The 19,153-nt window shown below is 74.8% G+C and carries 15 protein-coding genes; 7 read left to right on the top strand and 8 right to left on the bottom strand.

The features are described 5' to 3' along the window. Positions 1-48: 48 nt before the first annotated feature. A complete protein-coding gene (locus J1G43_RS07080) occupies positions 49-912 on the bottom strand; it encodes an SURF1 family protein (RefSeq protein ID WP_207378199.1) in 864 nt (287 codons plus the stop codon). Positions 913-1,136: 224 nt separating this feature from the next. Here J1G43_RS07080 and J1G43_RS07075 point away from each other — a divergent pair, with 224 nt between their 5' ends. The 3 genes from J1G43_RS07075 (at position 1,137) to J1G43_RS07065 (ending at position 7,123) form a co-directional block, all read left to right on the top strand. Then, positions 1,137-3,692: a phosphoketolase gene (locus J1G43_RS07075; RefSeq protein ID WP_242635221.1), complete on the top strand. Its 2,556-nt coding sequence runs from the start codon at positions 1,137-1,139 to the stop codon at positions 3,690-3,692. A gap of 93 nt (positions 3,693-3,785) precedes the next feature. Continuing rightward, complete coding sequence (gene pta, locus J1G43_RS07070) at positions 3,786-5,906, top strand: phosphate acetyltransferase (RefSeq protein WP_207339845.1); 2,121 nt, start codon at positions 3,786-3,788, stop codon at positions 5,904-5,906. Further along, positions 5,903-7,123 (top strand): acetate kinase, encoded by a 1,221-nt coding sequence (locus J1G43_RS07065; RefSeq protein ID WP_207338990.1) that lies wholly within the window; start codon positions 5,903-5,905, stop codon positions 7,121-7,123. Before pta ends, J1G43_RS07065 begins: the two co-directional genes overlap by 4 nt. A gap of 94 nt (positions 7,124-7,217) precedes the next feature. On the opposite strand, the gene J1G43_RS07060 is transcribed toward J1G43_RS07065, so the two are convergent. The 7 genes from J1G43_RS07060 to J1G43_RS07030 form a co-directional block, all read right to left on the bottom strand. Continuing rightward, positions 7,218-8,831, bottom strand: a complete 1,614-nt coding sequence (locus J1G43_RS07060; RefSeq protein ID WP_207378198.1) for a succinic semialdehyde dehydrogenase — start codon at positions 8,829-8,831, stop codon at positions 7,218-7,220. Positions 8,832-8,945: 114 nt separating this feature from the next. After that, positions 8,946-10,661 carry a phosphoenolpyruvate--protein phosphotransferase gene (gene ptsP, locus J1G43_RS07055; protein WP_207378197.1) on the bottom strand — a complete coding sequence of 572 codons (1,716 nt, stop codon included), beginning with the start codon at positions 10,659-10,661 and terminating at the stop codon, positions 8,946-8,948. After that, positions 10,658-10,957, bottom strand: coding sequence for an HPr family phosphocarrier protein (locus J1G43_RS07050; protein WP_207338993.1), 300 nt, complete (start codon positions 10,955-10,957; stop codon positions 10,658-10,660). The genes ptsP and J1G43_RS07050 overlap by 4 nt, the downstream gene beginning before the upstream one ends. A 64-nt stretch (positions 10,958-11,021) precedes the next feature. Further along, positions 11,022-12,659 carry a PTS fructose transporter subunit IIC gene (locus J1G43_RS07045; RefSeq protein ID WP_207378196.1) on the bottom strand — a complete coding sequence of 546 codons (1,638 nt, stop codon included), beginning with the start codon at positions 12,657-12,659 and terminating at the stop codon, positions 11,022-11,024. Continuing rightward, a complete protein-coding gene (locus tag J1G43_RS07040; protein ID WP_207338995.1) occupies positions 12,656-13,117 on the bottom strand; it encodes a PTS sugar transporter subunit IIA in 462 nt (153 codons plus the stop codon). The genes J1G43_RS07045 and J1G43_RS07040 overlap by 4 nt, the downstream gene beginning before the upstream one ends. A gap of 1 nt (position 13,118) precedes the next feature. Beyond that, on the bottom strand, positions 13,119-14,066 hold the full coding sequence (pfkB, locus tag J1G43_RS07035) for a 1-phosphofructokinase (protein ID WP_207338996.1): 948 nt from the start codon (positions 14,064-14,066) through the stop codon (positions 13,119-13,121). Beyond that, positions 14,063-14,824 carry a DeoR/GlpR family DNA-binding transcription regulator gene (locus tag J1G43_RS07030; protein ID WP_207370359.1) on the bottom strand — a complete coding sequence of 254 codons (762 nt, stop codon included), beginning with the start codon at positions 14,822-14,824 and terminating at the stop codon, positions 14,063-14,065. The genes pfkB and J1G43_RS07030 overlap by 4 nt, the downstream gene beginning before the upstream one ends. A gap of 287 nt (positions 14,825-15,111) precedes the next feature. Between J1G43_RS07030 and J1G43_RS07025 the strand changes: the two genes are divergently transcribed. The 4 genes from J1G43_RS07025 to J1G43_RS07010 are packed head-to-tail and all read left to right on the top strand — an operon-like array spanning position 15,112 to position 19,149. Next, a complete protein-coding gene (locus tag J1G43_RS07025; RefSeq protein ID WP_207378195.1) occupies positions 15,112-16,170 on the top strand; it encodes an iron-siderophore ABC transporter substrate-binding protein in 1,059 nt (352 codons plus the stop codon). Continuing rightward, positions 16,167-17,222: an iron ABC transporter permease gene (locus J1G43_RS07020; RefSeq protein WP_207370301.1), complete on the top strand. Its 1,056-nt coding sequence runs from the start codon at positions 16,167-16,169 to the stop codon at positions 17,220-17,222. Before J1G43_RS07025 ends, J1G43_RS07020 begins: the two co-directional genes overlap by 4 nt. Then, complete coding sequence (locus J1G43_RS07015; RefSeq protein WP_207338999.1) at positions 17,219-18,277, top strand: iron chelate uptake ABC transporter family permease subunit; 1,059 nt, start codon at positions 17,219-17,221, stop codon at positions 18,275-18,277. The genes J1G43_RS07020 and J1G43_RS07015 overlap by 4 nt, the downstream gene beginning before the upstream one ends. Next, a complete protein-coding gene (locus tag J1G43_RS07010; protein WP_207339000.1) occupies positions 18,274-19,149 on the top strand; it encodes an ABC transporter ATP-binding protein in 876 nt (291 codons plus the stop codon). Before J1G43_RS07015 ends, J1G43_RS07010 begins: the two co-directional genes overlap by 4 nt. Positions 19,150-19,153: the final 4 nt, after the last annotated feature.

Raw genomic sequence — 19,153 nt, 5'->3', positions numbered from 1 at the left:
GCCCCGGCGTCCGGCTCCTCGCTCAGGGGCAGGGCTCAGGGGCAGGGCTCAGGCGCCGGGTCGCGCCTCGACCGGTGACGGCGCGGTCCGCCGGTCGTCGTCCTGACGCCCGCCGTCGTCGGGCGGACCGGCGGCGGGTGCCGCGCCCGGCAGCGGTGGGCGCCCCGCGGCCTCGTCACGCACCATCCGCCACCACAGCCCCGCGGCGAACAGCCCGAAGATCCACCACTGCGCCGCGTAGGCGAGGTTCTGCACGTTGAGCCCGGCGCCCGCGCGCGTCGGCGGCGCCAGGCCCTCGAGCCCGCCGGCCGTGGCCGGGTCGGTGGGGTCGCTGGTCTGGACCACCAGGTAGCCCGTGTAGACCGGTCCGCCCCAGGCGGCGAGGAGCTGGGCCGCGCTGATCGCGTCGGTGCGCCCGTCGACGATCGGCGCGCCGGCCTCCTCCGCGTACTGCAGCCACCCGACGACCTCGACGTGGCCGGCGGGCGCGGGGGCGACGTCGGGCGTCGCCGACCAGCCCCGGACGACCGGCAGCACGGCGGTCCCGTCGTCCGTCGGCACCCGCAGCGGCGTGAGCACCAGGTACCCGTCGGTGCGCCCGGCGTGCGCGCGGCCGGTGACCAGGAGGGTGTCCTCGTCGTCGTAGGTGCCCGTCACGACCACCTTGTGGGCCACGAGGTCGGCGCTGAACGTGTCGCCCGGTGCCAGCAGGTCGGCCAGCGGCTCCGGGTCGGCGGTGACGATCCGCTCGGCCTCCCGCGCCGCGGACGCCGCGCCGCGGACCTCGGCACGCTCGAGCTGCCACACGCCGAGCCGCGCGCACACGGCGGCGGCGGCCAGCAGCACCACCAGCAGCACCAGCATCCGGGGCCGGACCGCGGCGCGCCACACGGAGGTCGGGGTGTCGGCCACGCCTTCACGGTACCCGGGCCGACGCGCGGTCCCGTGCGATGCACCCCACCGGGCGGCGGTCCGTGGCGGACGTCACCCGATGCTTCTGCGGCACGGGCGCATCTGCGCTTGTATGGCTGTGATCAGGAGTACGGGCGCTGGTGGGCCGGACGTCCCAGGTCCCGCCCGGGCCTCACGGAATGCTGGGCTCCGCCCGGCCACTGGTACTTCCCTCGGGAGGGGACATGACATCCACCGCCGCGGACCCGCAGTCCGTCGTCAAGGCAGGTCCGATCGCATCGGGGAAGTTCGCCGCGACGGAGGCCCGCACGTCGTGGCGGGCCGGCTCCGGACAGCTCGACGACGCGACGCTGGAACGCATCGAGAAGTGGTGGCGTGCCGCCAACTACCTGTCGGTGGGCCAGATCTACCTGCTGGACAACCCGCTGCTGCGCCGCCCGCTCAGCCGTGACGACGTCAAGCCGCGGCTGCTGGGGCACTGGGGCACCACGCCGGGCCTGAACTTCCTGTACGCGCACCTCAACCGCGCCGTCGCGGAGCGCGAGCAGTCGACCATCTACATCACCGGCCCGGGCCACGGCGGCCCCGGCCTGGTGGCCAGCGCCTACCTGGACGGCACGTACTCGGAGGTCTACTCCGACATCACGCACGACGAGGAGGGCCTGCGCCGGCTGTTCCGGCAGTTCTCCTTCCCCGGCGGCATCCCCTCGCACGTGGCACCCGAGACGCCGGGCTCCATCCACGAGGGCGGCGAGCTCGGCTACGCGCTGAGCCACGCGTACGGCGCCGCGTTCGACAACCCGCACCTGCTGGTCGCCGCGGTCGTCGGCGACGGCGAGGCCGAGACGGGGCCGCTGGCCACCAGCTGGCACTCCAACAAGTTCGTCAACCCGCAGCAGGACGGCATCGTCCTGCCGATCCTGCACCTCAACGGCTACAAGATCGCCAACCCGACGGTCCTCGCGCGCATCAGCGACGAGGAGCTGCACGACCTCATGGTCGGGTACGGGCACAAGCCGCACGTCTTCGTGGCCGGCTTCGACGACGAGGACGTCCTGGAGGTCCACCGCCGGTTCGCCGTCCTGCTCGACGAGGTGCTCGACGAGATCGCCGAGATCAAGGCGCGGGCGGCGCGGGGCGACCTCACCCGCCCGCTGTACCCGATGATCGTCTTCCGCACCCCCAAGGGGTGGACGGGCCCGGCGGAGATCGACGGCAAGAAGACCACCGGCTCATGGCGGGCGCACCAGGTGCCGCTGGCCAACGCCCGTGACACCCCCGAGCACCTCGCGGTCCTCGAGGAGTGGCTGCGCTCGTACCGCCCGGACGAGCTGTTCGACGAGCAGGGGGCCGTCGACGAGGACGTCACGGCCCTGGCGCCGGAGGGCGACCTGCGGATGAGCGCCAACCCGCACACCAACGGCGGCCTGCTGCTGCGCGACCTGCGGATGCCGGACTTCCGGCAGTTCGCGCAGGACGTGCCCGCCCCGGGCGCGACGTTCGCGGAGGCACCGCGGGTGCTGGGCCAGTTCCTCACCGAGGTGATCCGCCGCAACCCCGAGAACTTCCGGATCTTCGGTCCCGACGAGACCGCGTCCAACCGGCTGCAGGCGGTGTACGAGGCCACGGACAAGCAGTGGAACGCGGAGTTCTACGGGCCCGACGTCGACGAGCACATGGCCCGTGCCGGACGCGTCATGGAGATGCTCTCGGAGCACCAGTGCCAGGGCTGGCTCGAGGGCTACCTGCTCACCGGGCGGCACGGCCTGTTCACGTCGTACGAGGCGTTCATCCACATCGTCGACTCGATGTTCAACCAGCACGCGAAGTGGCTCAAGGTCACCAACGACATCCCGTGGCGACGCCCGATCGCGAGCCTGAACTACCTGCTGTCGAGCCACGTGTGGCGGCAGGACCACAACGGCTTCAGCCACCAGGACCCCGGGTTCATCGACCACGTGGTGAACAAGAAGGCCGAGGTCGTGCGGGTCTACCTGCCGCCGGACGCCAACACGCTGCTGAGCACGTACGACCACTGCCTGCGCAGCAAGCAGTACGTGAACGTCGTCGTGTCCGGCAAGCAGCCCGCGCCGAACTTCCTCACGATGGACCAGGCGGTCGCGCACTGCACCCGCGGGCTGGGCATCTGGGAGTGGGCAGGCTCCGAGGCCCCCGACGAGGAGCCCGACGTGGTCCTGGGGTGCGCGGGCGACGTCCCGACGCTCGAGGTGCTGGCCGCCGCCGACATCCTGCGCCGCGAGATCCCGCAGCTGAAGGTGCGGGTCGTCAACGTCGTGGACCTCATGCGGCTGCAGGACGCCCGCGAGCACCCGCACGGGATGACCGACGCCGAGTTCGACACGATCTTCACGCACGACCGGCCGATCGTGTTCGCGTACCACGGGTACCCGTGGCTGATCCACCGCCTCACCTACCGTCGCAACGGGCACAACAACTTGCACGTGCGCGGGTACAAGGAGGAGGGCACCACCACGACGCCGTTCGACATGGTGATGCTCAACGACCTGGACAGGTACCACCTGGTGATCGACGTCATCGACCACGTGCACTGGCTGCGGGCGTCCAAGGCGGGCCTGCGTCAGCGTATGGTCGACGCGCGGATCCGCGCCCGGCAGTACACCCGCGAGCACGGCGAGGACATCCCCGAGGTGCGGGACTGGGTGTGGCCGGACGTCGGCGAGACCGCGACGGAGGAGGGTGGGCCGCAGCCCACCCGCAGCCCCGCCGCCGCCGCCGACACCGGCGGGGACAACGAGTAGCCCCACCGTCAGTGGTCGCGTCCGGGCACACCCGCCCGGACGCGACCGGACGACAGACAGCCCCTACCGGGGCGACGAGGAGTGAGCAGCACAGTGGCCCGGACGATCTACGTCATGTCGGCCGAGGGGGACACGGGCAAGTCCGTCGTCGCCCTCGGTCTCGTCGACCTGCTGACCCGCACCGTGCAGCGGGTCGGCGTGTTCCGCCCCGTCGCACGGTCGACGGAGGAGCGGGACTACGTGCTCGAGCTGCTGCTCGAGCACGACGGTGTCGACATCGCCTACGACGAGGCGGTGGGGGCCACGTACGACGAGGTCATCGCCGACCCCGAGGCGGCCCTCTCGCGCATCGTGTCCCGCTTCCACGACGTCGAGCGCCGGTGCGACGCCGTCGTGGTGGTCGGTACGGACTACACCGACGTGGCCGGCCCCACCGAGCTCGCGTACAACGCCCGCATCGCCGCGAACCTCGGCGCCCCGGTCGTGCTCGTCGTCAACGGCGCCCACCGCTCCCCCGAGGACGTGCACCACGCCGTCGACGTCGCGGCCACGGCCATCGCGGCGGACCACGCGCAGGTCGTGTCCGTCATCGCCAACCGCTGCGCGCCGGGCTCGCTGGACCGCATCCGTGAGGTGCTCGACGGCGCCGTGCCCGTGTGGGCGCTGCCGGACTCCCCGCTGCTCTACGCGCCCACGCTGCGCCAGCTCATGGACGCCGTCGGCGGCACCCTGACCGGGGGCGACGAGGAGCTGCTGGGCCGCGAGGTGCTCGACGTCCTGGTCGGCGCCATGTCGATCGAGAACCTGCTGGACCGGCTGCAGGACGGCGCCGTCGTCATCACCCCCGGCGACCGCGCGGACGTCCTGCTCGGCCTGCTCATGGCCCACCAGGCGGACGGCTTCCCGTCGCTCGCCGGTCTCATCCTCAACGGCGGCGTGAACCCTGCCCCGACGATCCAGCGCCTGGTGGAGGGTCTCGGCTCGCGCCTGCCGCTCATCACCACGTCGCTGGGGACGTTCCGCTCCGCCAGCGCGGCCGGCTCGACCCGCGGGCGCCTCACCCACGACGCGCAGCGCAAGGTCGACACGGCCCTCGCGCTGTTCGAGCAGCACGTCGACGGCGAGGCCCTGCTCGCGGCGCTGGACGTGTCGCGGCCCGAGGTCGTGACCCCGCTGATGTTCGAGTACGCGCTGCTGGACCGCGCCCGCAGCGACCGCAAGCGCATCGTCCTGCCCGAGGGCAACGACGACCGCATCCTGCGGGCGGCCTCCACGCTGCTGCAGCGCCAGGTCGCGGACCTGACGATCCTTGGTGACGAGGCCACGATCCGGACCCGGGCGAACGAGCTGGGCCTGGACCTGGACGGCGCGCAGGTCATCGACCCGAAGAACGGCGAGACCCTCGAGCGCTTCGCGGAGGTCTACACCGAGCTGCGCAAGCACAAGGGCATGACCGTCGAGCGCGCCCGCGAGATCGTGTCGTCGGTGTCGTACTTCGGCACGCTCATGGTGGAGCTCGGGCTGGCCGACGGCATGGTGTCCGGCGCCGTGCACACCACCGCGCACACCATCAAGCCGTCGTTCGAGATCATCAAGACGACGCCCGGCGTCGGCAGCGTCTCGTCCTGCTTCCTCATGTGCCTCGAGGACCGGGTGCTGGTCTACGCGGACTGCGCGGTCATCCCGGACCCGACGGCGGAGCAGCTCGCGGACATCGCGATCTCCTCGGCGGAGACCGCCACGCAGTTCGGCATCGAGCCGCGCATCGCCATGCTGTCGTACTCGACCGGCGAGTCCGGCTCGGGTGCCGACGTCGAGAAGGTGCGCGAGGCGACGCGGCTGGTCCGCGAGCGCCGCCCGGACCTGTCGGTCGAGGGCCCGATCCAGTACGACGCCGCCGTCGACGCCTCCGTCGCCCAGACGAAGATGCCCGACTCGGCCGTCGCCGGGCGGGCCACGGTGTTCGTCTTCCCGGACCTCAACACGGGCAACAACACCTACAAGGCGGTGCAGCGCTCCGCCGGCGCCGTGGCCATCGGCCCCGTGCTGCAGGGGCTGCGCAAGCCGGTCAACGACCTGTCGCGCGGCGCGCTCGTGCAGGACATCGTCAACACCGTCGCGATCACCGCGATCCAGGCGCAGGCACTGGCCCAGGCCGCCGCCTCGGCCGGCGAGGCCGGCGCCGTCACCACCCCGGAGGGATCCGCCCGATGAGCACCACCACCCCGTCCGAGCAGCCCCGCGCGAGCGTGCTCGTCATCAACTCGGGCTCCTCGTCCATCAAGTACCAGCTGGTCTCGCCGGAGGACGGCGAGGCGATCGCGTCCGGCATCGTCGAGCGCATCGGTGACACGGTCGGCGCCGTCAAGCACGTGGCGCACGGGACGACGACGAAGCGCGAGCTGCCGGTACCGGACCACGCCGAGGGGCTGCGCATCGTCCTGGGTCTGTTCGACGAGCTCGGGCCCGACCTGGAGTCCGCGCACGTCGTGGCCGTCGGGCACCGCGTGGTGCAGGGCGGCGCCCTGTTCGACGGTCCCGCACTCGTGACCCCCGAGGTCGAGCGGGACATCGAGGACCTGGCGCCCCTGGCGCCGCTGCACAACCCCGCGAACCTCACGGGCATCCGCGTCGCGCAGACCCTGCTGCCGGACGTGCCGCACGTCGTGGTGTTCGACACCGCGTTCTTCCGTCACCTGCCCGAGGCGGCGGCGACGTACGCCATCGACGAGGACGTGGCGACCCGCTACCGGGTGCGCCGCTACGGCGCCCACGGCACGTCGCACCAGTACGTGTCCCAGCAGGTCGCGCAGATCCTGGGCCGCCCGCTGGAGGACCTCAACCAGATCGTCCTGCACCTGGGCAACGGCGCGTCCGCGTCGGCCGTGCGCGGCGGTGTCGCGGTCGAGACCTCGATGGGCCTGACGCCGCTCGAGGGCCTGGTCATGGGCACCCGCTCGGGCGACGTCGACCCGGCGATCCTCATCCACCTGTACCGCAACGCGGGCATGAGCATCGACGAGCTCGACGACCTGCTGAACCGGCGCTCGGGCGTCAAGGGCCTGTCGGGCGTCAGCGACTTCCGTGCGCTGCACGACCTGGTGGCGCAGGGCGAGGCGGGTGCGCGCCGCGCGCTCGACGTGTACCTGCACCGGCTGCGCAAGTACATCGGCGCCTACCACGCGGTGCTGGGGCGGCTCGACGTCATCACGTTCACCGCCGGGATCGGCGAGAACGACGACATCGTGCGCGCCGGCGCCCTCGCGGGCCTGGAGGCCCTGGGCATCGAGGTCGACCTCGCGCGCAACGAGGGCCGCAAGAGCGAGCCCACGGTGATCTCGCCCGACGGGGCGAAGGTCACGGTGCTGGTGGTGCCGACCAACGAGGAGCTGGCGATCGCCCGTCAGGCCCTGGAGGTCGTCGGCGCCTGAGCGCCGGCCCCCCGTCCCGCAGGACACCGAGAGGTCGGTCCGGCCCGTGCCGGACCGGCCTCTCGTGCGTCAGGGGGTGCGGTGCGCGCCCGGTTCAGGGCAGTCGCAGGGCGCGCTCGAGGCGCAGCAGCCGCGTCAGCGCGCGGGGCCACACGTCGGACCCGAGCTCGTGGACCTGCCGCATGCCCAGCCCGCGGGACCCGTGCACGCCGCGCTGGGCCACGACGGACTGCGTCCACGTGGTCTCCCACAGCCCCTCCCGGCCGTGGCGCCGCCCGTGGCCGGACGCCCCGACCCCACCCAGCGGCGCGCCGACGCTGCCCCACAGCAGCTGGTGGGTGTCGTTGACGGACACCGCGCCGGCCCGCACCCGGGCGGCCAGCGCGGTGCCGCGCGCCGTCGAGCGGGTCCAGACGGCAGCGACCAGCCCCAGGTCGGAGTCGTTCATGGCGGCGACGGCCTCGTCGTCGGACGCCACCGGGTAGACCGCGACCACGGGGCCGAAGGTCTCCTCGCGGTGGGCCCGCGCCTCGGGCGGCACGTCGGTCAGCACGGTCGGCTCGTAGAAGTACGGCCCGAGGTCGGGTCGCTGCTCCCCGCCCGTCAGGACGGTGGCACCGTGCCCCACGGCGTCCTCGACGTGCTCGACGACCCGTGCCAGCTGGGCCGGCCCGACGAGGGAGCCCATGTCGGCGCGGTAGTCCAGGCCGGACCCGAGCCGCAGCGCGGTCGTGCGCCGGACCAGCGCCGCGACGAACTCGTCACGCACCTCCTCGCGGACGTAGATCCGCTCGACGGAGGCGCACAGCTGCCCGGCGGAGCCGAAGCACGCGCGCACGGCGCCCTCGGCGGCCGCCTCGACGTCCACGTCCTCCGCCACGTACATCGCGTTCTTGCCGCCGAGCTCCAGGGTGACCGGCACGCCGAGCTCCCCCGCGCGCTGCGCGACGACGCGCCCGGACCGGGTCGACCCCGTGAAGCCGGCGTGGTCGACGTGCTCGAGCAGCGCCATGCCCACGTCGGGACCGCTCACGACGACCTGCAGGAGGTCCGCGGGCAGACCGGCGTCCTCGAGCAGCTCGGCGCACCACAGCAGCGTCAGCGCGGTCTGCGGGTCGGCCCGCAGCAGGACCGCGTTGCCCGCGACGAGCGCGGGCAGCGCGTCGCCGAGGCCGAGCGACAGCGGGTAGTTCCACGGGGTGAGCACCGCGACGACGCCGAGCGGGTGGCGCAGCACGCGGCCCCGCGAGAACGGCCCCCACAGCCCACGCACGGCGCGCGGCGCGAGCAGGCGGCGCGCCCGCAGCGCGTAGTACCGGGCGGCGTTGGCGACCTCGCCGAGCTCCTCCCAGGCGTGCCCGCGGGCCTTGCCCGTCTCGACCTGCACCAGGTCGAGCACGTCCGACTGACGTTCCAGCAGCAGGTCGTGCACCCGCAGCAGGACGGCGGCGCGCTCCGCGACGGGACGGGCGGCCCACAGCCGCTGCGCGGCACGTGCCCGGCGGGCGGCGTCCGGCAGGTCGGCCGGCGTCGTCAGCGGCACGGCCGCGATGGGAGCGCCGGTGAACGGGGCGATGGACGCGGCCGTCGCGTGGCCGGCGGCGGCGACGACGCGGCCCAGCAGCGGGCGCACGTCGTCGGGCTCCAGCACGTACGTGGCGAGCGGGTCGGTCTCCGGGTCGTGCAGGTCGGCATGCTCGTGCGCCATCGCGCCAGGCTACGCCGCGCACCGGGAGCGCCGCCCGGACGCGCCGCGCCGCCGTCCCGCGGGACGTCCGCCCGACCGCGCGGGCCGGTGGCGGCTCGCAGGACGAGCGGGGCGTCAGAGGGCGAGGGTGGTGCGCACCTCGGGGTCCACGAGGGCCAGGGCCGCGGCGCGCGCCTCCGGGGCGGTGCGCGCCGCCAGCGCGGCGTCGGCGACCTCCTCGCAGGTCAGCAGGGTGTGCCGGCGCAGCGCGTACCGGACGGCCGGGAGCGCGCCCGGGGCCATCGACAGGCTGGTGACGCCCAGGCCGACGAGCACGAGCGCCATCAGCGGGTCCCCCGCGGACTCCCCGCACACCCCGACCGGCTTGCGCGTGGCGCGCCCGGCGCGGGCCGTCGCGGCGACGAGGTCGAGCACGGCGGGCTGCCACATGTCGAGCAGGTCGGCGAGCTCCCCGCGCAGCCTGTCGGTCGCCATCGCGTACTGCGCGAGGTCGTTGGTGCCCAGGGAGACGAAGTCGACCTCGGCGAGGACGTCCGCCGCCCGCAGCGCGGCGGCCGGCACCTCGACCATCACGCCCACGGTGTCCACCCCCGCCGCGCGGGCCCGGGTCGCGAAGTCGCGGGCCTCGTCGGGCGTCGCGACCATCGGCGCCATCACCCACGGCGAGGCGCCGGTCGCCGCGCGGGCGCGGCCCAGCGCGGCCAGCTGGGTGTCGAGCAGCTCGGGGTGGGCGCGCACCAGCCGGTACCCGCGGACCCCGAGCGCGGGGTTCTCCTCGTCGGGGAGCGTGGCGAACGCGAGCGGCTTGTCGGCACCGGCGTCCAGGGTGCGCACGACGACCTTGCGGCCGTCCGCCGCGCGCAGCACGGCGGCGTAGGTCTCGGCCTGCTCCTCGACGCTCGGCGCGGTCGCGCGGTCGAGGAAGAGCACCTCGGTGCGGAACAGCCCCACGCCCTCGGCGCTCGCCACGAGACGCTCCGCGTCCGCGGCGGTGCCGATGTTCGCCAGCAGCCCGACGGTGCGGCCGTCGGCCGTCGCCCCCGGTGCGGTGTCGTCCGCGAGCATCGCCTCGGTCGCGCGGCGACGCTCGAGGGCGGCGCGCACGTCCTCGCCGGGGTCGGGGAGCACGGTGCCCGCGGCGGCGTCGACCGCCACGACCGTCCCGTCCTCCAGGCCCGTGGCGCCGGTGACCCGGACCACGCACGGCAGCCCCAGCTGGCCGGCGATGATCGCGGTGTGCCCGGTGGGACCGCCGAGCTCGGTGACGATGGCGACGACCTTGGTGAGGTCCAGCGCGGCGGTGTCCGCCGGGGCCAGGTCCCGCGCGACCACCACCGAGGGACGCTCGAGGTACGGCACCCCCGGCTCGGGCAGCCTGAGGGTGCGGGCCACGACGCGGTCGCGCACGGAGCGCAGGTCGGTGACCCGCTCGGCGAGGTACCCGCCCGCCTGCTCGAACATGCCGGCGAACGTCTCGACGACGCCGTCGACGGCCGCGACCGGCGGCTCCCCGGAGTCGATGCGGGTGAGCACCTGACCGCGCAGCGCCGTGTCGTCGGCCATCTGGGCGGTGGCGGCCAGGACGTCGCGGACCGTGCCCGTCGCGGCGGCGGCCTGCTCGCGCAGTCCTGCCGCGACCTCGTCGAACGCACGCTCCACCGTCTCCCGGACCCGGGCCGGGGCGGCCTCGACGCCGTCCACCAGGAGCGGTGCGCCGGGGTCCACCGCCGGTGCCGCCCGCACGAGCGCCACCGGCCCCACGGCGGCCCCGCGTCCCACGCCGACGCCGTGCAGCGCGCCCGCGGGGGCGCCGACCGGTGCGCCCGTCACGACGCCGCCCCCGACGGCGCGGTCGGCTCGGGCGCGTCGAGGTCCGTGGCGAGCAGGGCCACGAGCTCGTCGAGGACGCGGTCCGCGTCGGGCCCCTCGGCCGCGAGCGTCACCTCCTCGCCGTGCGGCACACCCAAGGACATCACCAGCAGGATGCTCGACGCGTCGACGGGCGCACCGCCCGGCCGGGCGATGGTGACGGGCACACCGCCGGCGGCGACGGCCTGCGTGAACAGCATCGCGGGGCGGGCGTGCAGCCCGACACGGGACGCGACGGCGACGGTGCGCTCGGCCATGGGGTGGTCTCCTTCGACGGCGGTCGGGTGACGACGGGTGGTGCCGGGTGCTGGGGTGAGCCGCTCAGGTCGCGGTGAGCTCGGGGTCGCGCGCCTCCTCGGCGGCGCGCTCGGCCGCGACGGCGGGGTCGTGCGCGAGCGTCTTGAGGACCACGACGACCAGCGCGCTCACGAGGGTCCCGACGACGACGGCCAGGAGGAACCCGACGGGGTTGCCGATGAGCGGCAGGACCCAGATGCCGCCGTGCGGGGCGACGAGCGTCGAGCCGACCGCCATGACGATCCCGCCGGTGGCGGCCGACCCCACGACCGAGGACACGATGACGCGCCAGGGGTCGGCAGCCGCGAACGGGATGGCCCCCTCGGAGATGAACGAGGCGCCCAGCAGCCACGCGGCCTTGCCGTTCTCCTGCTCGGCGTGCGTGAACAGCCGCTTGCGCACCGTGCTGGCCAGCGCCAGGGCGAGCGGTGCGACCATGCCGGCGCCCATGACCGCGGCCATGATCCGGTACTGCGTCGCGTCGGTCGCCAGCCCCTCGGTCGCCAGGCCCGTGACGGCGAACGTGTAGGCCACCTTGTTGACCGGGCCGCCCAGGTCGAAGCCCATCATGGCGCCGAGCAGCAGACCCAGCAGCACGGCGCTGGACCCGGACAGGCCCTCGAGCCAGCTCGACAGCCCGTCCATGGCCGCGGCGATGGGCCTCCCGATGAGCACGAGCATGACGACGCCGACGATCGCGGACGACAGCAGCGGGATGACGACGACGGGCATGATCCCGCGCACCCCCCGCGGCACCTTCCACCGGCTGATCCAGAGCGCGACCCCACCGGCGAGGAAGCCGGTGACCAGACCACCGAGGAACCCGGCGCCGACGAACCCGGCGGCGGCGCCACCGAGGAACCCGGGCACGAGGCCGGGGCGGTCGGCGATCGCGTACGCGATGTACCCGGACAGCACGGGCACGAGGAACCCGAAGGCGAGCTGCCCGGTCGCCAGCAGCACGACCGACCAGTCCTGCAGCGACGCGAAGTCGAACGAGGCGACGACCTCGGCCTGGTCCACCGCGGTGACCTCGATGGCCCCCTCGGCCCCGCCCCACGCGACCTGCGCCAGCATGTAGGACAGCGCGATGAGGATCCCGCCGGCGGCGACGAACGGGATCATGTACGACACGCCCGTCATGAGCCACTGCCGCACGCGGGTTCCCGCGCCGACGCTGCGGGCGCCGGACCGTGCAGCGGGCGTCGCGGCGGGCCGGCCGCCGGGGGCCGGCGTGGCGGACCCGGAGGCGCCCGCACCGCCGCCGCCGCCGGCCGCACCGGCTCCGGCTGCAGCGCCGCCGGTCGCCGCACCCGCGGGCGGCGGCGTCTCCCCCGCGCCACCGCCCGCCCGGCTCGCCTCGACCGCCGCGACCGCCGCCGCGAGGACACCGGGCGCGTCGTGCACCGCCTTCTGCACCCCGACGTCGACGAACGGCTTGCCGGCGAACCGCTGCTTGTCCTTGACCTCGAGGTCCGCGGCGTAGATGACGCCGTCCGCCTCCGCGATGATCGCCGGGTCCAGCGGCGTGGAGCCGGCCGACCCCTGCGTCTCGACGTGGACCTCGTGGCCGGCGGCGCGACCCGCCTGCTCGAGGGCCTCGGCGGCCATGTACGTGTGGGCGATCCCCGTGGGGCACGAGGACACGGCGACGATCTTCATGCGGGGACCACCTCTCGCGTCACGATCTCGGACACCGTCGCGGCGTCCGGCGCCTCGAGCAGCGAGGTGCGGAACGACTCGTGCACGAGCCGTCGCGCGAGCGCCGCCAGGATCTGCAGGTGGTCCGCGTCACCGGACGCGGGGGCCGCGATGAGGAAGACGAGGCGCGCGGGCCCGTCGGGTGCCCCCCAGTCCACGCCCTCGGCGAGCTTGCCGACGGCGAGGCTCGGCGCGACGACGTGCTCGGAGCGGGCGTGCGGCAGGCCGATGCCACCGGGCATGCCGGTGGCCATCTGCGCCTCGCGCGCGGCGACGTCGGCCGCGAACCCGTCGGCGTCCGTCACCCGACCGGCCGCGACGAGCAGGTCGACGAGCCGGCGCGTCACGGCCGTGCGGTCGGCGGCGACCAGGTCGACCGCGACCAGGTCGGGGGTGATGAGCGGGGTGGTCGTGCCCATGTCAGAGCTCCTTGAGTGCCAGGTCCGGGTCGGGGTCCTCGACGACGCGGACCGCGTCGAGGTCGATCTGCTCGGGAACGGGGACCGCCGTGCCGGGCAGCAGCACCGCGGCGCGCCCCCACGCCACGGCGGTGCGGAGCTTGGCGGCGGCCGTGCCGGGCGTGGCGACGAAGCCCGCGAGCGTGGCGTCGCCCGCCCCGACGGTCGACAGCGGCACGAGAGGCGGTCCCCCCGCCCACCAGGTGCGGTCCGCGTGGACGAGCAGCGCACCGTGCGCGCCCAGGCTCACCAGGACGGCCCGCGTGCCCAGCGCGATGACCTCCCGCGCGGCGGTGACGACCTCGCCCACCGTGCCCAGGGCGCGGCCCACCAGCTCGGACAGCTCGTCCTCGTTCGGCTTGACCAGGGCCAGGCCGCCCGAGCGGACGGCGCGCGCGAACGGTGCCCCCGAGGTGTCGAGCACCACGGGCACGCCGTACCGCCCGGCCATGCCGCTGAGCCGCACGTAGAACGAGTCCCCCGCGCCCGCCGGGAGCGATCCGGCGCCCACCACCGCACGGGGAGCGGCCCCCAGCTGCATCTCCACCGCGGCGAGCAGCGCGTCCAGCTCGGCGCCGGACAGCGTGTGCCCGGGCGCGTTGACCTTCGTGGTGGCGCCGTCCGCCTCGGACAGCGTGATGTTGCTGCGGGTGCTGCCCGCGACGGGCACGGGGACGGCCGGCACACCGTGCTCGGCGAGCAGGGCGACGAGCTGGGCGCCGTCGGCGCCGCCCACGGGCAGCACCGCGAGCGCGTCCACGCCCTGCCGGCCGAGCGCACGGGCGACGTTGAGCCCCTTGCCGCCGGGGTCCACGTGCGTGGCGTGGGCGCGGTTCACCTCGCCGACGACGAGGCGGTCGAGGTCGAGCGCCCGGTCGAGGCTGGGGTTGGGGGTCACGGTGACGATCACGCGCGCACCACCCGCACCCCGGCCGCCTCGATGTCGTCGGCCGCCTCGGGCTCGACGTCCGAGTCCGTGACGAGGGTGTCGACCTCGGCGACGTCGACGACGCGTGCCAGGTCGACGTGCCCGACCTTCGTGTGGTCGGCGAGCACCACGGTGCGGCGGGCCGCGGCGACGAGAGCCCGCTTGACGGCGGCCTCGGCGAGGTCGGGGGTCGTGACGCCGTGCTCGGCGGTGACGCCGTTGGCACCGAGGAACGCGACGTCGACGTGGATCTCGGCGAGGTCGCGCAGCGCCCACGTCCCGACGGAGGCCAGCGTGCGCCCCCGGACCGTGCCCCCGATCAGGTGCAGGACGACACCGGGCCGGGCCGCCAGCACGGTCGCGACGGGCAGCGCGTGGGTGACCACGGTGAGCTCGCGGTCGGCGGGCAGCATCTCCGCGAGCCGGAGGGTCGTCGTGCCGGCGTCGAGCAGCACGGCGCCGGTATCGGGCAGCTCGTCGAGGGCGGCCTTGGCGATGCGCTCCTTCTCCCCCGACAGCAGGTCCTGACGGTCGACGAGCCCGGGCTCGAACCCGAGGCGCTCGACAGGGAGCGCCCCACCGTGCACGCGGCGCACCAGGCCGTGGCGCTCGAGCGCGGTGAGGTCGCGGCGGATGGTCTCCGGGGTGACGTCGAGCTCGACGGCCAGGCGCGTGACGTCGACGCGGCCGTCGGCGCGAGCACGCGTCAGGATCTGCTGGTGCCGCTCCGGTGCGTACACGTCGACTCCGTCCGGTGCCACCGAGACGGCGGCTCCTTCAGCATCACCCCGACCGCGGGAGGGGGCAACTCATCCGGACATGTCCGGATCTGGACAGATGTCCGCTCCTGCGAGGCCGCTCGACCGGGCGGGCGACCGGGCGGGCCCGTCGTGACGACGTGTCCCACGTCACCCTCCCGAGCCTCCGCGGCGTGCGGTAAGGTAAGCCTCACCTACGAAGCCCGCGCTCGCGGGCCCGTCGGGGCGTCCCGGACGCGCCGACGACTGCGACCCCAGCGAAGGACACCATGCGCACTGCGCCCTCCCGCCGCGCCCTGCGACCCCTGGTCGCCCTGACCGCCGCGTCGCTCCTGCTCGCGGCCTGCAGCACCGCCGACCCCGAGCCCGCCGCCACCGACCCGGCGGCCGGGTCGGGCTCCGACACCTTCCCCGTGACGCTCGAGAACACCTTCGGCGAGACCACGATCGAGGCCGAGCCGACCCGCGTCGCCACCGTCAACTGGGGCAACCACGACGTGCCGATCGCCCTGGGCATCGTCCCCGTCGGCTTCGCCAAGGCGTCCTACGGCGACGACGACGCCGACGGCGTCCTGCCCTGGACGTACGAGGGCCTCGAGGCCCTCGACGCGACCGGCGACGCGCTGCCCGTGCTGTTCGACGAGACCGCGGGGATCCCGTTCGAGGCCGTCAACAACACCGAGCCGGACGTGGTGCTCGCGGCCTACTCGGGCCTGACCGAGGAGGACTGGACCACGCTGTCCCAGATCGCCCCCACCGTCTCGTACCCCGAGGCCGCGTGGGGCACGAACTGGAAGGACATGGCCCTGATCGACGGCCGGGCGCTGGGCCGCGAGGCCGAGGCGCAGGAGCTCGTCGACGACGTCCTCGCCCAGGTCGACGCCGCGCTGGCCGAGCGCCCCGACGTCGAGGGCAAGACGTTCGCGTACACGTACCTCGACCCGTCCGACCCCAGCACCATCGGGGTGTACACGCCGCTCGACGCGCGCGTGCAGCTGGTCGAGGACCTCGGCATGACCGTCGCACCGTCGGTCGTCGAGCTCGCGGGCGACACCGACCAGTTCTTCGTCGACCTGTCCGCCGAGCAGGCGGACGCGCTGTCCGACGTCGACGTCCTCATCACGTACGGCGACGAGTCCACGCTGGCCGCGATGCAGGCCGACCCGCTGCTGAGCAAGATCCCCGCCGTCGCGCGCGGCTCCGTCGCGGTCGTGCCGGACGGCGCGCCCCTCGCGTCCGCCACCTCCGGGCCGACGATCCTGTCCGTGCCGTGGGCGCTCGACGCGTACCTCGACCTGTTCCAGGCCGCCGCCGAGAACGTCGGATGACGCTGACCGCCGCGCCGGGCACGCCGGCCGCACCCGCAGGGGTGCGGCCGGCGGCCCTGCGCCGGCGGCGCACCGTCGGGGTCGCGCTGTGCGTCCTGGCGGTGCTGCTGGCCGTCGTCGCTTCCCTCGCCTTCGGGACGCGCGTGGTCGGCTGGTCCGACGTCGTGGCCGGGGTGCTCGCCCCCGACACGTCCGACATCGCCCAGGCGGCCGTCCGCTCGCGGGTCGCCCGCACGGTGCTGGGGCTGCTGGTCGGGGCCGCCCTCGGTGTGGGCGGGGCCGTGCTGCAGGGCCTGACCCGCAACCCGCTGGCCGACCCCGCGCTGCTCGGCATCAGCTCGGGCGCATCGCTCGCCGTCGTGCTGGGCATCATGCTGCTGGGCCTGTCCACGCTCTCGCAGTACGTGTGGCTGGCCTTCGCCGGCGCCGCGGTCTCCTCGGTGCTCGTGTACGCCATCGCCTCCCTCGGCCGCGAGGGCGCCACACCCCTCAAGCTCGCGCTGGCGGGCGCGGCCACCACCGCCGCGCTCGGCTCCGGCGTCTCCATGGTGCTGCTGTCACGCACCGACGTCCTCGACACGTTCCGGTTCTGGCAGGTCGGCTCCCTGGGCCGCGCCTCGTTCCCCGAGATCGCGCAGGTCATGCCCTTCCTCGTGGTGGGTGCCGTGCTGGCGCTCGGCTGCGCCCGCGGCATGGACGCCATCGCGCTCGGCGACGACGTCGCAGTCGCCCTGGGGCGGCGCGTCGGTACCGTCCGGGCCGTCGGCGGGGCCGCTGCCGTGCTGCTGTGCGGCACCGCGGTCGCGGCCGCCGGACCCATCGGGTTCGTCGGCCTGGTGGTCCCGCACCTCGCCCGCACCTTCACCGGCCCCAGCCACCGGTGGCTGCTGCCCTCCTCCGCCGCCCTCGGCGCCGCCCTGCTGCTCGCCGCCGACGTCGTCGGGCGCGTCGTGGCCCGCCCGCAGGAGATCGAGGTCGGCATCGTGACGGCCGTGCTGGGAGCCCCCGTGTTCATCGCCATCATCCGGCGGCGCAAGGTGGCCGAGCTGTGACCGCCGTGCTGCCGACCGCCACGACCGCGCCCGCCGGCGCGGCCGTCGCCCGCGGGCGACGTGCCCGGCTGCGCCGACGGCGGGTCGTGCTGCTGGTCCTCGCGGTCGCCGTCGTCGCGGTCGCCGTGGTGGCGCTGTGCGTCGGCGAGCGCACCTACCCGCCGGGTGAGGTGCTGCGGGTGCTCCTGGGCGAGCAGGTGCCCGGCGCGTCGTTCAACGTCGGGGTGCTGCGCGCCCCGCGCGTGCTCACCGGCGTGCTCGTGGGGCTCGCGTTCGGCATGGGCGGCGTCGTCTTCCAGACGATGCTGCGGAACCCGCTGGCCAGCCCCGACATCATCGGCGTGAGCGCCGGGTCGAGCGCCGCGGCGGTCGTCGCCATCACGATGTTCGGGTTGTCCGGCACCACGCTGTCCGTCGTGGCGGTGGTCGCCGGCCTGGGCGTGGCCGCCGCGATCTACGCGCTGTCCTGGCGCAGCGGCGTCCAGGGGGCACGGCTGGTGCTGATCGGCATCGCCGTCGGCGCGATGCTGGACTCGGTGATCGCGTACGCGCTGACCCGCGCCGGCGTCTACGACGCGAGCGAGGCGCTGCGCTGGCTCACGGGCTCCCTGAACTCCGCCTTCTGGCCCGGTGTCGCACCGCTCGCCGGCGCGCTGGCGGTCCTCGTGCCCGTCCTGCTGGTGCTCGCCCGCCGCCTGCCCGCCCTGCAGCTGGGCGACGACGCGGCCGCCGGGCTCGGCGTGCGCCCCGACCGCTCGCGGCTGGCGCTGCTGCTCGTGGCGGTCGCCGTCATCGCCGTCGCCACCGCGGCGACCGGCCCGATCGCCTTCGTCGCGTTCCTCTCCGGCCCCATCGCGCACCGCCTGGTGCGCGGCACCGGGTCGCTGCTGGTGCCCGCCGCGCTCGTCGGCGCGCTGCTCGTGCTCGTCGCCGACCTGGTCGGCCAGCACCTGCTGGTGCACCGCTTCCCCGTCGGCGTCGTCACCGGCGTCCTCGGGGCGCCCTACCTGCTCTGGCTGCTGGCCAGGACCAACCGCTCCGGAGGATCCCTGTGACGGACCCCGTCCACACGCTCGCGGTCGAGGGCGTGACCGTCGGCTACGACGAGCGGGTCGTGGTGCACGACATGACCCTCGAGGTCCCGCCCGGCGCCGTCACGGCGATCGTGGGGGCCAACGGCTGCGGCAAGTCGACGCTGCTGCGGGCGATGGCCCGGTTGCTGCGCGCCCGCGCAGGCCGCGTGCTGCTCGACGGCACCCCCATCGACGCCATGCCGTCGCGCGAGGTCGCCACCGTGCTGGGCCTGCTGCCGCAGGCGCCGGTCAGCCCCGAGGGCATCGCCGTCGCCGACCTGGTCGGGCGCGGCCGGTACCCGCACCAGGGCTGGTTCCGCCGGTGGACGGCGCACGACGACGCCGTGGTCGAGGAGGCGCTGCGGGCCACCGACATCCTCGACCTGGCCGACCGGCCGGTCGACGAGCTCTCCGGCGGACAGCGGCAGCGCGTGTGGATCGCCATGGCGCTCGCCCAGCAGACCGACATCCTGCTGCTCGACGAGCCCACGACGTTCCTCGACGTGGCGCACCAGGTGGAGGTCCTCGACCTGCTGGTGGACCTCAACCGCGACCACGGCACGACGATCGTCATGGTGCTGCACGACCTGAACCTGGCCGCCCGCTACGCCGACCACCTGGTCGCCATGACCGACGGGCGGCTGTACGCGCAGGGCGACCCGTCCGACGTGGTCACCGAGACGATGGTGCGCGACGTCTTCGGGATGGCCGCGCGCGTCGTGCCCGACCCGGTGAGCGGCTGCCCCCTCGTGCTGCCCCTCGGCCGGCACCGCACGGGCCGGGCCGCGCAGCCGACCGAGGACGGCACCAGCGTGCCGCCCGCCGAGCGCCCGGCGGCCCAGCCCGTACCGTGAGGTG

The organism is Cellulomonas sp. zg-ZUI22 (assembly GCF_017353535.1).
GTDB lineage: Bacteria > Actinomycetota > Actinomycetes > Actinomycetales > Cellulomonadaceae > Cellulomonas > Cellulomonas wangleii.
The sequence above is the reverse complement of the archived record's forward strand: the minus strand, read 5'-3'. Positions and strand labels throughout refer to the sequence as shown.